Annotated in this window: 10 protein-coding genes and 2 pseudogenes; 5 read left to right on the top strand and 7 right to left on the bottom strand. The window is 63.3% G+C overall.

Annotated elements, in window-relative coordinates; genetic code table 11:
• Positions 1-111: 111 nt before the first annotated feature.
• From NKJ09_RS08095 to NKJ09_RS08105, 3 genes are read left to right on the top strand one after another with little or no spacing between them, the layout of a single operon-like run.
• Positions 112-1,188, top strand: a complete 1,077-nt coding sequence (locus tag NKJ09_RS08095) for an extracellular solute-binding protein (RefSeq protein WP_352494203.1) — start codon at positions 112-114, stop codon at positions 1,186-1,188.
• Positions 1,185-2,462 carry a flavin monoamine oxidase family protein gene (locus NKJ09_RS08100; protein ID WP_352480840.1) on the top strand — a complete coding sequence of 426 codons (1,278 nt, stop codon included), beginning with the start codon at positions 1,185-1,187 and terminating at the stop codon, positions 2,460-2,462. The genes NKJ09_RS08095 and NKJ09_RS08100 overlap by 4 nt, the downstream gene beginning before the upstream one ends.
• Before the next feature lie 5 nt (positions 2,463-2,467).
• Positions 2,468-2,869 carry a hypothetical protein gene (locus NKJ09_RS08105; protein ID WP_352762583.1) on the top strand — a complete coding sequence of 134 codons (402 nt, stop codon included), beginning with the start codon at positions 2,468-2,470 and terminating at the stop codon, positions 2,867-2,869.
• Between the two features lie 2 nt (positions 2,870-2,871).
• Here the strand turns inward: NKJ09_RS08105 and NKJ09_RS08110 are convergent, their stop codons facing one another.
• From NKJ09_RS08110 to NKJ09_RS08120, 3 genes are read right to left on the bottom strand one after another with little or no spacing between them, the layout of a single operon-like run.
• A complete protein-coding gene (locus NKJ09_RS08110) occupies positions 2,872-3,945 on the bottom strand; it encodes an ABC transporter ATP-binding protein (RefSeq protein WP_352481109.1) in 1,074 nt (357 codons plus the stop codon).
• Between the two features lie 22 nt (positions 3,946-3,967).
• Positions 3,968-4,792, bottom strand: a complete 825-nt coding sequence (locus NKJ09_RS08115) for an ABC transporter permease (protein WP_023720898.1) — start codon at positions 4,790-4,792, stop codon at positions 3,968-3,970.
• Positions 4,793-4,816: 24 nt separating this feature from the next.
• Positions 4,817-5,734: an ABC transporter permease gene (locus NKJ09_RS08120; RefSeq protein ID WP_352480838.1), complete on the bottom strand. Its 918-nt coding sequence runs from the start codon at positions 5,732-5,734 to the stop codon at positions 4,817-4,819.
• 297 nt (positions 5,735-6,031) lie between these two features.
• Between NKJ09_RS08120 and NKJ09_RS08125 the strand changes: the two genes are divergently transcribed.
• Together NKJ09_RS08125 and NKJ09_RS08130 are read left to right on the top strand one after the other, a co-directional pair.
• Positions 6,032-7,450 carry an aminotransferase gene (locus NKJ09_RS08125; protein ID WP_352480837.1) on the top strand — a complete coding sequence of 473 codons (1,419 nt, stop codon included), beginning with the start codon at positions 6,032-6,034 and terminating at the stop codon, positions 7,448-7,450.
• A gap of 108 nt (positions 7,451-7,558) precedes the next feature.
• Positions 7,559-8,332, top strand: a complete 774-nt coding sequence (locus NKJ09_RS08130) for a glucose 1-dehydrogenase (RefSeq protein WP_352494204.1) — start codon at positions 7,559-7,561, stop codon at positions 8,330-8,332.
• Positions 8,333-8,440: 108 nt separating this feature from the next.
• Here the strand turns inward: NKJ09_RS08130 and NKJ09_RS08135 are convergent.
• The 4 genes and pseudogenes from NKJ09_RS08135 to NKJ09_RS08150 form a co-directional block, all read right to left on the bottom strand.
• Positions 8,441-10,971, bottom strand: a pseudogene (locus tag NKJ09_RS08135) (NAD-dependent epimerase/dehydratase family protein).
• Between the two features lie 194 nt (positions 10,972-11,165).
• A pseudogene (locus NKJ09_RS08140) lies at positions 11,166-12,113 on the bottom strand (arginase family protein).
• 295 nt (positions 12,114-12,408) lie between these two features.
• Complete coding sequence (locus tag NKJ09_RS08145) at positions 12,409-12,909, bottom strand: DUF6496 domain-containing protein (protein WP_023678569.1); 501 nt, start codon at positions 12,907-12,909, stop codon at positions 12,409-12,411.
• Between the two features lie 324 nt (positions 12,910-13,233).
• Positions 13,234-13,968, bottom strand: coding sequence for a phosphoribosyltransferase (locus NKJ09_RS08150; protein ID WP_352480831.1), 735 nt, complete (start codon positions 13,966-13,968; stop codon positions 13,234-13,236).
• Positions 13,969-14,154: the final 186 nt, after the last annotated feature.

A 14,154-nucleotide genomic window follows, 5' to 3' on the forward strand; every position in this document is an offset into this window, starting at 1 on the left:
CTCCTCGCTTGGCCCGTCTGCCCACGGACATAGCGGGCGGACGGGCTCGCCAAAGCTCCCGAATTCTCCTAACGTCGCCGCGGTGTTTCCCGCGATGAGGAGCTTTGCGCCATGAATTCCGTGCTTCGCCGCCTGGCCATCGCCGCGGCCTGCGCAATCGGCGCAGGCACAGTCGCGGCACTTGCGGCAGGCGGCGGCGACCTCGTCGTGTTCGACTGGTCGGGCTATGAGGACCCGCTGCTGCATCCGGCCTACACCGCCGAACAAGGCGCCGAGCCGACCTTCGCCTTCTTCGGCGACGAGGAAGAGGCCTTTCAGAAAATGCGGGCCGGCTTCAAGGCGGACATTGCGCATCCCTGCTCGCAAAGCGTGGTGAAATGGCGCGAGGCCGGCATGCTGCAGCCGCTCGACACCAGCCGTATCGCCGGCTGGAAGGATCTCAATCCCGGCATCATGGCGATGAAGGATCTCGCCACCACCGCTGACGGCAAGGCCTGGTTCATGCCTTTCGACTGGGGCAATACGGCCCTGCTTTACCGCACCGACAATGTGACGCCGGATCAGGCGCAGTCGCTCAGGATCTTTGCCGATCCGAAGTTCAAGGGGCGCGTTACCATTGGCGACAATGTCGACGACGCCTACGCGCTGGCCAGCCTGGTCATCGGCCTCAAGGACTGGAACAAGATGACCGACGCGCAGTTCAAGGACGCCTCGGCATTTCTGCGTGACGTGCACAAGAACATCCGCTTCTACTGGACCGACGACACCGATATCAATCAGGCCTTCTCCGGCAACGAGGTCGATCTCGCCTGGGGCTGGAACGAGACTTTCGTCACCCTCAAGGGCCAAGGCGTGCCGATCGCCATGAACCGCGATACCAAGGAAGGCCTGTCGACATGGGTGTGCGGCTATGTGCTGATGAAGGACGCACCGGGTGATCTCGACCAGGCCTATGATTTCCTGAACGCTGTCAATGCGCCTGCTGTATCCGACTATCTGGTCAAGACGTTCGGCTATGGCCATGGCAACGCCGCTGCCATGGCGGCGATCGATCCCAAGATCCTGGCCGAGCGCGGCTTCGACGATCTTGACAAGTCCCTCGACAAGACGCTGTTCCAGCAGCCGGTGGCGCCGAAGCTCAAGCAGCGGATGATCGCCGAATTCGAGAAGATCAAGGCCGGCTATTGACGTCCGAGATCGAACGAGCCGAGGTGGTCGTCGTCGGCGCCGGCTTCACCGGCCTGTCGGCGGCGCATGAGCTGAACAACGCTGGCGTCGATTTCGTGCTGCTCGAAGCCCGCGACCGCGTCGGCGGACGCGTCGAAGCCATGCCGAACGGGCTCGGCGAGCGCATCGACAGCGGCGGCCAGTTCCTGTGCGAGGACATGCCCGAACTGATGGCGCTGGTGCGGGCACGCGGCAAGACGCTGGTCGGGACGCATTTCGCCGGCGAATTCATCACCCAACCGCGGATGAGCGAGGCGCAAGCCGAGCGCACTTATGGCACCGCCATGCGAATACGCGAGCGGATGAACGCGATTGCACCGGACGATCCGGCCATTGCCGGTTTGACCGTCGCGGCATGGCTCGATCGCCAGAATGATCCCGATGAAGCCAAGGCGGTCTTTCATTCGCTGATCGAGGGCCTTTGGTGCCTGGCAATGGAAAGGCTGCCGCTGTGGTACCTGATCGACAACGACCGCCGCATCACCAACGAGGTGTCGGAACTGCAGTATTTCGTGCGCGAAACCATGCATTCGCTGGCAGACGACCTGGCCCGCGACCTCGGTGGTCGCCTGCGGCTGAACACGCCGGTCAAGACCATCGAGCGTCGAGCGGAAGGGGTTCGCGTCGTCTCGGCCGCAGGCTCAATCGAGGCGCGAGCGGTGCTGGTCGCAGTCCCGCCGATGATGGCGTCGAGACTGGATTTCGTACCGCTGCTGCCGGCTGCGCTGGAAGCAGCGCTCGGCGTCTGGCAAAGCGGCGCGGTAATCAAGATGCTGGCGCGTTATCCCACGGCCTTCTGGCGCGACAGGGGCTTGAGCGGCATGGTGATGTGGCGCGATCCGCACGGGCTTTTTGCCTGCGACGCCGGCAATGACGACGGTCATCCAGCACTTGTCGTCTTCATCGGCGGGCCGCTGGCCCGGCGCTGGCGCGAACTGGGCGAGGCGGAACTGCGCGCTAAGGTGACGTCAAAACTGGAGCAAGCGCTCGGCGCCGAGGCGGCCGGCTTCTCCGATCTCAGCTACCGTGACTGGACGGACGATCGCTGGAGCGGTGGCGGCTACAGCGACCTTATCGTCGATGCGACGGCAACCAATGCCGAACGCATCATCCGCGCCGGCGCGCCGCCGGTCCATTTCGCCTCGTCGGAGCTGTCGCCGTCATTCCCAGGCTATGTCGAGGGTGCAATCGTCGCCGGGCGAAAAATGGCGCGGCGGTTGATCGAGGAGATCTGAGCGGTATGAAAACGGTCTCGAAGATCGTACTCACCGGTGCGGTCATGGCAGTTACAGGATTTGCGGCTGGCTATTATTCGGCGCCCCACCCAATCGAGATTGGTGAACTCGACAATACCTTAAAGAAGGTCTGCGAATACTCGGCAAGCTCACTTAAAGCTGACCTTCAGGGCGGCTGGCCGGTCAACTCATTTGCTGTTTGGAAGTCCGGCGACCGTGCGCATTATCACGTGCTTAGCCAATTGGGTAATCTCAAGTGCGGGTTCGACCCGGAGCTTACAGTCGTCTATTTGCAGAACCATGGATTGGTCGACATTGATGATCTTAAAATGCTGCTGGAGGATTCAAAGAAGGCAGGCGACAATCGATTAAGTGACTATCTGTCCGCCGAATTGGAGGTGAGATAGCGTCAATCTGCCATCGCCACCAAGGCCTCTGGGTCGTAGGCGAGGCGGATCGTGGTGCCGACCGGAATGTCGTCGGCGCCGAAGTCGTTGGTCTCGGTCACCGACAACGGCTTTTCCAGCCCTGGTATCTCGACGATCAAATGGGTGATCTCGCCAAAATAATGGCGCTCGACCACCTTGCCGGCGACCTCGAATTTTGCCGTCGCATCGTCCCACAGAACGCGCAGGCGCTCGGGCCGGATGCCAAGCGTCGCGGCGGTGCCATTGCGCACAAAAGCTTTCGGCTTGTCGGTCTTGACGCGGCCGAAGCCCAGCGTGTCGAGCACCAGCGAGGCGCCGTTCTCCTCGACGATCTCCGCTTTGACGAAATTCATGCCGCCGAGGAAGTCGGCCACCTGGCGATTGACCGGCCGCTGGTAGATCTCCTTCGGCGATGCGACCTGCGCAATCATGCCGCCGAACATCACTGCGATGCGATCCGACATCGCCAGTGCCTCATATTGGTCGTGGGTTACCAGGACAAAGGTGATGCCGACCGCCTGCTGCAGGCGGCGCAGTTCGACCTGCATCTGCTCGCGCAGCTTCTTGTCCAGCGCCGACAGCGGCTCGTCGAGCAAAAGCACTTTTGGGCGCATCACCAGCGCGCGAGCCAGCGCCACGCGCTGGCGCTGGCCGCCGGAAAGCTCGGTGGCGAGCCGCTTGCCGAGGCCGGTCAGCGACACCTGGGCGAGGGCTTCCTCGACGCGGCGCCTTTCCTCCGTGCCGGCCAGCTTCAGCCGCTTCAAGCCATAGGCGACGTTCTGCTCGACATTGAGGTGCGGGAAGATGGCGTAGTTCTGGAACACCATGTTGGTCGGCCGGCCGTTGGCGGGGATGCCTTCCATCGGTTGGCCATCGACGGAGATCGAGCCGCTGGTCGGGTTGTCGAAACCGGCAATCATACGCAACAGCGTGGTCTTGCCGCAGCCGGACGGGCCAAGCAGCGAAAAGAATTCGCCCTCCCTGATGGTCAGCGAGGCGTCGTCCAGCGCCTTGAACGAACCATAGCTGCGCGTGACGTTGCGGATCTCGATCATAGAGCGCTCGATTTGGGGCCGCTCAGGCATGGAGGCCTCCCTCGTTCTGGGTGCGTCTGGCCGCGCGGCGGCGCAGGATTTCGGCGATGGTCATCAAAAGAAACGAGGCAACCAGCAACAGCGTGCCCAGCGCCAGCACGCCGGGCAGTTTCGCGGCGAAACGCAACTGGCCCCAGATATAGATCGGCAGTGTAGCCTCGGTGCCGGTCAGGAAGAAGGCGATGAGGAACTCATCGAGCGAAATGGTGAAGCAGACGAGCAGGCTTGAAATGATCGCCGGCGCCACCATCGGCAGCGTCACCCGCCGAAACGTGCCGAAGGCGCTCTCGCCGAGATCGGCGGAGGCTTCCTCCAGGCTGCGGTCGAAGCCCTCGAAGCCGGCGGTCAGCACCGTCATCGAATAGGGAACGCAGACCAGGACGTGGCCAAGCACGACGGTGAACAGCGACAGGCTCAAACCGAGTTGCAGGATCACCAGTAGCAAGGAGATGGCAACGATGATTTCGGGCAGTACCAGCGGCGCCATGATCAGGCCGTTGATGGCGCGGCGGCCGGGATAGCGGTAGCGGGTGATCGAGCGCGCGGCGAGGATGCCAAGAACGGTCGACAGGATGGAGGCCGATACCCCGACGACCAGGCTGTTCCAGGTGGCGTCGAGCAGCGCCGGCGTGCGCGGCAGGTCGTGGTACCATTTCAAGGTGAAGCCGGAGAGCGGGAATTTCGGCGTCGCGGCGGTGTTGATGGAGAAGATCGGCAGGAAGATAACCGGCAGATAGAGAAACACGACGTAGAGGAACGCATAGGCCGGCAGCAATCGGCCCGGCAGCAAGCGGCGCATCGCCGTCATCGCGCCGGCCTCATCGCGCCAGCCTCATCGTGCCAGCCGCTGGGCGGCACGGATGATCAGAACCGTGGCGCCTGCGATCAGCGTCACAACCAGCATCGTGGTGACGGAGAGTGCAGCACCCAGCGGCCAATTGGAGGCCTTGCCGAATTGCGCCTGGATGGCATTGGCGATCATGACGCCGTCCTTGCCGCCGACAAGCTTCGGCGTGACGTAATCGCCGACCGTCGGGATCATGACGATCAGCGCTGCCGAAATGATACCGGGCGCCGAAAGCGGCAGCGTCACGCGCAGGAAGGAACGGACAGGGCCATCGCCGAGGTCCGTGGCCGCCTCGACCAGCGTGCGGTCGATTTTTTCCAGCGAGACGAAGATCGGCAGGATGGCGAAGGCTGCCCAGGCGTGGGTCAGCGTGATGATGACGGCAGTCGAATTGTAAAGCAGCGCGGTCGACGGCTCGTCGATGATGCCAAGGCCCATCAGGCCGGAATTGAGCACGCCATTATAGCCGAGGATGACCTTCCACGACATTACCCGCAGCAGATAGCTGGTCCAGAACGGGATGGTGATCAGGAACAGCCACAGGCCCTTGTGGCGGCCGCCGTGGAACGAGATGAAATAGGCGATCGGATAGGCGAGCACGACCGTGAAGAAGCTCACCGTCAGCGAGATGTAGAGCGAGCGCCACAGCAGGTCGCGATAGATCGGCTCGGTCAGCGCAAGGCGGTAGTTTTCAAGCGTGAAGGTATGGTCGACAGTGAGGTAATTCTGCGTCCAGAAGGAGTGCGCGATGACCGCCAGGATCGGCAGCACCAGAAGTATCAGCGCATAGACGAAGGTCGGGCTGATCAGGGCAAGACCCTGAACGGGTTCTGATTGCAGAAGGGCGTTTCGCCTCGCCCGCGTCATGCCGAAAGCGGGCGACCCTTCCGCGGCCACCATCATTGCAGGCCCTCGGGCAGGGTCTCCGGCGTGATTTCGGTTGCTGGCGCGGACTGTCCTGCCATGCGGCATCCCATTGCTGGAACCGGCTATCTGTTCCCACTTTATGCCCAGGGCGCAATCGTGCTCCGAGCTTGCCGGCTTTCTTTCATCATGCGCGCATCGGCGGATTGAAATCAAGCGCTATTTCTGCAATATTGATTGAACGGCCATTCAAAATGAACGAAGAAAGCCGAGCTTTCCTGGAGCGTGAACCAGCTTCGTGTCCGGTGAAATTGCGGCATACAATGCGAGGCGAAGATGGCGGCGGCAAGAGACATCACTTCGACCGAAATGGCTGGAGCCGGCGCTCAGGATGCCGTCGAACTGGCCAAGCGCCATCTTGTCCAGCCCTGGCCGTTCGCCGGCTCGGTCGGCGCGGAGGCACGCGCCCTGATCGGCGCGGGCGAGGGCATCTACATCACCGATGCCACCGGCAAGCGGCTGATCGACGGACCGGCGGGCATGTGGTGCATCAATGTCGGCCACCGTCGCGAAGAGCTCGCCAAGGTAATGTACGACCAGGCGATGGCGCTGTCCTACAACACGCCGTGGTACACGATGAATGCGCCGTCGGCGGAACTGGCCATGCGAATCGCCGGCCACGCGCCGGGCGATCTCAGCCATGTTTTCTTCACCACGGGCGGCTCCTCGGCGGTCGAGACGGCGCTGCGCTTTATGCAATTTTACAACAATGTGCGCGGCCGCCCGGAAAAGAAGCTGATCCTGAGCCGGGGCGGCGCGTATCACGGCTCGACCTATCTGTCGGCCTCGCTTAACGGGCGTCCGCGCGACCGTGACTGGATGGATGGCGCAGACGAGCTGGTCGTCAAATTGTCCTCACCCGATCCGTTCCGCCGTCCGAAGGGCATGAGCGTTGCCGCTTTCACCGATGCGCTGGTCGCTGAATTCCGCGATATGGTCGCCCGTGTCGGCGCCGACAGGATCGGTGCTTTCGTCGGCGAGCCGGTGCAGGCGTCGGGCGGCGTCATCGTGCCGCCGGAGGGCTATCTCCAGCGCATCCGGACGATCTGCCGCGACAACGACATCCTCTATATTTCCGACGAGGTGGTGACCGCCTTCGGCCGGCTTGGCCATGTCTTTGCCTCCGGCGAGGTGTTCGGCATCGAGCCCGACATGATCACCTTTGCGAAAGGGGTGACCTCAGGCTATTTCCCGCTCGGCGGCGTCATCCTTTCGGAACGGCTGCTGGAGGAGCTGCGCCGCTCGAACCATCCGGACGCCATGTTCGGCCATGGCCTGACCTACACCAGCCATCCGGTCGGCTGCGCGGTGGCGCTGAAGAACCTCGATATTCTGGACGAAAGCGTGCTGGCCCATACGCGCGAGGTCGCGCCCTACTTCCAGGCGCAACTGAAGACGCTGGAGGAATTGCCGGTGGTCGGTGAGGTGCGCGGCATGGGGCTGATGGGCTGCGTCGAATGCGTCGCCGACCGCGACAGCAAGGATCCACTGCAGCTCGACAAGGATGTCGGCAAACGCATCGACGCGCATTGCCACGAGCTCGGCCTGTTGGTCCGGCCGCTGATTAACATGTGCGTGATGTCGCCGCCATTGATCATCACGCGCGAGCAGATCGACGACATGGTGTCGATCCTGCGCGAAGGCATTTCGCGCACGATGGACGATCTGCGCCGGGAAGGCGTCTGGCGGGGATAAGCGTTTATCGCCGGCAATCTCGCCATTGCTGACAGCGGTCGTTCGCGCTTACGATGTACGGCAGGGCCTCGATCGCCTGCATCTGGCCGCATCTCTGGGAAACAAACATTGACCGACCTATCGGACCTGTTCGGCCTCGCCGGCAAAACCGCTTTCATCTCCGGATCGAGCCGCGGAATCGGCTTTGCCATGGCGAAGGCGCTGGCGAGCGCCGGCGCGACGGTGATCATCAATGGGCGGGACGAAGACCACGTTCAAAAGGCACTCGGATCGTTGGCCGAATCCGGTATCCAGGCGATCGGCTCCACCTTCGACGTGACCGTGGCTGAAGACGTCGAGCGTGAAATCGGCAGGCTGGAAGCAGAGCGCGGCCCGATCGATATTCTCGTCAACAATGCCGGCATGCAGCACCGCGCGCCATTCGCCGATTTCCCGCTCGACATGTTCGACAGATTGATGCGGACAAACCTTTACAGTGCATTCTATGTCACCCGGCCGGTGGTCCGCTCGATGATGGCCCGCAAGACCGGGTCCATAATCAACATATGTTCGGTGCAAAGCGAACTGGGGCGTTCCTCGATCGTGCCATACACGGCATCGAAGGGTGCGATGAAAATGCTGACCAAGGGGCTTGCCACCGAGCTTGGCCCACACGGCATCAGAGTCAATGGTATCGGCCCAGGCTACTTCCGGACAGAACTGAACGAGGCGCTGGTGCAAGACGCCGAATTCTCGCGCTGGCTGGTCGGGCGCACACCGCTGGCCAGATGGGGCGAAGTCGACGAACTGGGCGGCGCCGCGATCTTCCTGGCATCCAATGCATCGAGCTTCATGACGGGCCAGATCATCTATGTCGACGGCGGCATGACCGGCTCGGTGTGAGCGCGGGCGTCGCGGTCGCTGTTGGGGCACGATCAGGGCGCCGCGCCGCCATCCTTTGGCTAGCTTCGGCGACCCTCATCTCGACACGTCCAGCGCTGCTGAACATCCTTATACGATGGCCCGGTCCCAACCGCCATAATGCGCGGCGCTGCGCGTGCCGCGCGGCAGGCTGAGCCCGACCAGCAGCGCTCCGATCGCCAGATTGGCTAGGCTCGCCGCCGCACCGCCGGCGAGGATAAAGGGAGAGAGGGCGATCCAGGCTCCAAGCGCGATGTTCAGAAAGCGGACGGCGCGCGCCACTTCGGCCATCGCAGTAACGGCGACCATTATGACCAGGCAGCCGGTGACATGGTCGCTGAAGTAGAGCGGCGGGCTTGTGCCGAAGGCGAGCGGCGTGATCATCAGCAGGGCGCCGGCGAGGGTGCTGGCGACTAGGGTCCATGGGAAGTTCACACCGCCGGTGACGAAGTCCCGCGCCACTTCCGACAGCGGCCGGTCGAGATCCGGCGCCGGCGTCTGGTCCTCCGAAAGTGCCGGGCCTCCGCACCAGAATGTGCGCCAGAACGGCTCTCCCGCCTGTTTCGCACGCCAAAGATACTGGCAGCTCGCCAGCACCTCGTCGACCGAATAGGGGATGCGCACGACGGTGACGGCAGCCTGGACGATGCAGAGCGTGCACAGCGCTCCGATGAGCGGCGGCTGGATGATGATGAAGCTGACGCTGACCACGCCGAGCGGGACGACCAGCAAGCCGAACAAAAGCACCATCCACGGTATCGTGCGCCAGCGGCGGCGGTCGCCGATCGCGCCGGCGAGGATGTCCAGCGCATAGGTAAAGGCGCCCAGCCCGGCATCGGCGATCGGAAAGCCCTTGGAGACCCAGGAGGTGACTACCGCCTCGCTGCCATTGCCGGCCGGCGTTTCGCCCGGGCCAAAGAACGGTTCCCAAAGGCCATCGATATGGCCAAGCTGATAGGCAGCGAGATAACGCGAGACGAACAGGCCGACAAAGGCGAGGCCGATTATGGGAATGCGCTGGGTGAAGAGCGAGGGCGAATAGCTCCAGCCGAGCGGCCGGTCGTCATCGGCGGCAAGGGCACGCCGGCTGATACCCGGCGTTGGCGGGACCATCACCGCGAACGCGACGATCAGCATGCCGGCCAGCGTGTCGGTCGCGTAGGCTCCGGCGCTGGTGGTCCAGAACAGGAGCGGCGCGAACATCACCCAAACCCCGATCGAGGCGGTGATCCATTGCAGTCCGCGCCAGCGCCGGCGCATGCCTACAAGCGCCAGCGACAGGATGGCGAGGCCGGATACGATCTCACTGATGCCGAGCCTTCCGTCGCGCGTCTCCGGCGAGGCGATCTCATGTCCGAGCGCCGGCGGAATCGGTGCTGAAGCGGGATCGAACAGGCCGAGCGTGAAGGGCGCCGCCACGAGCCACAGTCCGATGGCAACATTGGTCAGTGGCGCCCAGAGCGTTGCGGCCCGGTGGCGTTCGGTTTCCACCTCGACCTCGTCGTCCGAGCGCTCGAGCGGACGCCGCAGCCTTGCGGCGGCCTGGTCGAGCTCGGGCGCGGAAGCGGCGACCGCCGACGGTTCAAGCTTGTTCTTCTTGTACCAGTCGGTGGGATCCGCCTTCAGCCGCCGGATCATTTCCGGCAAGGTAGCGGTCAGGCTGTGCCGCGGCTTCCAGCCAAGCAGCCGCCTGGCGCGGGAGATGTCGATCTCGTAGTGATCGTCGGCGTTCTCGATCATCCATGGCTTGATGTCGGTCTCCTGGTCGAAAACCTTCTCCTGCATCCAGGCGCCGAGCTTCGTCACCTCCTTGGGCAGGGACAGGTCCGCCAGATCTCGCCATGCAGGAGCCGCCCAATCTGCTTCTGCATCTCGTCGTAGGACGGCGTCTGCTCTTCGCCGATCAGCAGTACGGTCTCGTCGGGAAGCTCGCTGCGCCGGTCGACGGTGCGCACTACGGCGTCGACGAGGTCGTCCAGGTGCAGGTAAGGCTGTCCGGTGGTGATGTCGCCGGTGAAAAGATAGGCGGTCGGCATGCGCTCGAAAATGCGGGCGATCTGCTGGGCGATGAAGGCGGCGTGGCAATCCTCGTCATAGACACCCGCCAGTCGCAGGATCGCAACCTTGATGTCGCCGTGCTCCTTCAGGATCAGTGTCTCGGTCTCGGCCTTCGATCTCGGATAGGCCCAGGCCGGATCGATCGGCGATCGCTCGTTGATCTTGGCGCCCTTCACCGGGCTCGGCGCATGCACCAGCAACGTGCTCGAAAACACGAACTGCTCCGTCTCGAGCCCCCTCAGCGCGTTCAGCAGCCGGCGCGTTCCCTCGACGGTCACCGCGCCGTATTTCGGATTATCCTCGCCGGTCGTGTCGTAATAGGCCGCGAGATGGATCACCGAGGCAATGCGGCCGCCACTCCGTTCGCGCACCTCGGCCAGCGCCTTCGCCGCGCTCGTATCCGAGGTAAGGTCGATCTCGATCGTCTCGACGCCGGGCAAGGACCGCCTGGCAACATCAAGGCCGATGATGTCGTGGCGCTCCGTCAGGCCGCGAGCGATGGCCTGGCCCAGAAACCCGCTGCTGCCTGTGATCAGGACGGTGGGACGGGTTTTGCCGGTCATGGCGAATCTCCTTGGCGGTAGCGAGATGAAAGGGGCCAAATGCTTTCAGTCGCACACTCGGAACCATGTTCGTTGAGAACGGTTCCCGATGAGGTGGCATCACGGAATGGATGCGCGCGGCGATCCGTCAGACCGACTGCCATTCGCTCCGGCGGATTGCATTCGTGCACAAGTGCAGGACGACTGCCATTGGCCTACCGGTCGCGAAGTGCAGCAGTCAGAATGTCGATCAGCAGCTTGCCGCAGCGACGATCTGGATCGCGGTCGGGATCATAGATCGTCACCTCCATCCCAATCACGCGTGAATCATTGCACCATGTGCGAAGAGCTTCGACGGCTTCGTCGGGCAAGACACCGCCGGCTTCCGGCGTATCGACAGCCGACATGATCTAGCTGTCCAGCACGTCGACATCGAAGTGAACGAATACACCCTCGACGTCCTGCCCTGCGACCGCGTCAAGCGCTACGCGTGCAGCATCGGCGACGCCGCGCCGCCGCACTTCAGCCAAATCCATCCGGTGAACATCGGTGTCGAAGACGGCCTTGGACGTGTAAGTCGCGGGGTCCTGCACATCGCGATAGCCAAACGCGACTACATCGGCCTCACGGACCAAAGGAGTGTGCTCGCCGAAATCGGTCAGGAGCTTCGGTCCATGGCCGGTCACGAAGGCCAAATCCATGCCCGCGGCTCCCTTTGAGGGCGAGGTATCCGGCAATTTGAAATCCGTGTGCCCATCGAAGAAGATAAGGCCGTAGCGGCCACGACGCCGTAGCGCTAGCGCGGGGCCAAGCAACACGCTGCAATCGCCGCCGAGTATGAGCAGGAACCCTCCCGAGTTTAGCTCCTCGCCGACGGCTTCGGCAAGCGTCTCGGAATACTGGCGCAGCGCCTGGGCATTGCGCACGCCCGTCGCAGGGTCCACCTCAGGCCGATAGGGCGGAGCCCGAACCGTGCGCAACGGACCGGCGCCCAAACGGTTGGCGAGACCAAGCGATTGAAGTACCTCCGGCGCCTTCCATGCGCCGGGCTCCGGCTCACCCTCCTGCGGCATCAGCCCAAGATTAGAGGGCGCGCCGAGCAAAGCGATATGTCTCGCCTGAGGGGTGGTTCGTGGCATTGTCGTGCTGGCTACTGAGGACATGATCAGAGTTCTCCGCGTTGTGGGCAATAGGCATCTGCTCAAGAAACAGGCTGCGCTTTCCTCCCGGTCTCCCGTCGGCTTTGCCGCCGAGTACCTCCGGGGCCTTGCCGCCGAGTACCTCTGGGTCGGTGTTACGCGTAAGGGAACATTTCGAGCGAAGACGTCGATGTTGTCCCGCAGATGCAGTCACTGATTCGCCTTGGGCAGCGGCACCGTCCCACGCTGCAGGAGCGGAGCTCGATACCGGTCGTTTGGGCCATATCGGGTTTCCTAGAGCCGAACTGCCATCTTTGAACTATGCGTGGTGTGCCCGCGTTCTGGCGGCCTTTTGCGCCGCCGCCTTCCTTCCGCTGGCGCCTTTCGTCTCGGCGGCTTTCTTTGCGGCTGCGGAACGCTCCTCAGCCGTCCGGCGCGAGGCCGCACGCTTTGCCTGCTGCGCCAGCGCCTCGTGCGACGCTGTGCTCTTCGGCTCGTGCTCGAGCACCTTGGAGACGGCTTTCGAGACCCGCGGGCGGCGTTTCGGCGTGCGTTCGCCCTGGCCGGCCTCATAGGCGTATTCGGCGCTTTTGCGCGTGCTCTCCTTCACCTTGCCCTTTTTGGGCGGGGGCAGGTCTACGCCTGCGCGTCTCGCCTCGGAAAGCCCGATGGCGATAGCCTGCTGGGTCGAGCGCGCGCCGTGCTCGCCGCGGCGGATTTTATCGATCTCCTCGTGCACGAACTCGCCGGCCTGCGTGCTCGGCGATTTGCCCTCGCGCTTGTCCTTTCGGGCCTTCTCGATGGTTTTCTTGTCCGGCATTGTCTTTCTCCCAACTAGGGGTTGCGACAGCCATTTGGGTTGCAGCTGCGCGCTGTTTTACGAGGACCTTAACGCGTTGAGGACGCAAATGATCCCGGGACTGGTGATCCAACCTCCAGCTGTCAGGACGTGGACACCGATCTGTCCGAAATCAGATGGCGCAAGAACCATCGGCTCGCGAGATCCGCGACTTCGTCCAGCGCTGCCATGGGCGAAGAGCACAAGGCCGCGGGCATCCGGGGTAACGAAAGATTGCCCTCGTGCGTGATAGGCCCGCGGGAACATGCACGACGTGCTCGCTATCCCGGTCCATATCCACCTCCGCTATGTCGATCTGGTGCCAGGCGCCGGACCCGCACTCGCGTGCCCAGCCAATTCCTCTTCGGAAGCGGCAGGTTTGTCGGAAGCGGAAGGCTTGGGCACGGACCTGGCGAGGAGCGCGCGGACCTCTTCATCGCTCGTCTGTGAGAAATCCACGTACCACCGCCCGACACCGAGCAGCGGCTCTGGTCTCGTCGCGCAAACGACCTCGTCGGCGTCCGCCCGCATCGCGTCGCAAGTGTCGGGGCTACCGACGGGAACGGCCGCGACGATATGGGCGGCGTGGTTTTTTCGCAGCGCCTTGATCCCGGCCCGCATGGTCGATCCGGTCGCAAGCCCGTCATCCACGAGGATAATGGTTCGTCCATTCAACTGCGGTGGGGGTCGCCCGTTCCTATAGAGGTGCTCGCGGCGCAGAAGCTCTTTTTCCTCCTTTGCGGCGACCGCGTCGATGACATGTGGCGGGATCGCGAGACCGCTGACGATTTCGTCGTTCAGGACACGTACGCCTGCGGGCGCGATCGCTCCCATGGCCAGCTCCTCGTGACCGGGGACGCCGAGCTTGCGCACGACGAAGACGTCGAGCGGTGCCTTGAGCGCCTGCGCGACCTCGTAGCCGACCGGCACGCCGCCTCTGGGCAGCGCCAACACGGTCACGTCGTCGCGCCCGGCAAAGCGAACGAGCTCTCCGGCGAGTCGCCGCCCGGCCTCGCGGCGATCTGAAAAGATGATAGCCATGATCTTCAATCCGCGTGCATCTGTTTTTCCGGTGGATGTTTTTCACCAGCCTGCGGCGACATCCCGTGGGATGGCTGCGACGCCGGTTACCGTTTTGGAACTCGCTCGCTGCCTGGACGTTCCAAGAATAGTTTCAATCGCGAGGTGCCGGCACGTGCATTGGCGCGGGATCGAGAGGATAGCGAT

The organism is Mesorhizobium sp. M0189 (assembly GCF_040322135.1).
Classification (GTDB): Bacteria; Pseudomonadota; Alphaproteobacteria; order Rhizobiales; family Rhizobiaceae; genus Mesorhizobium.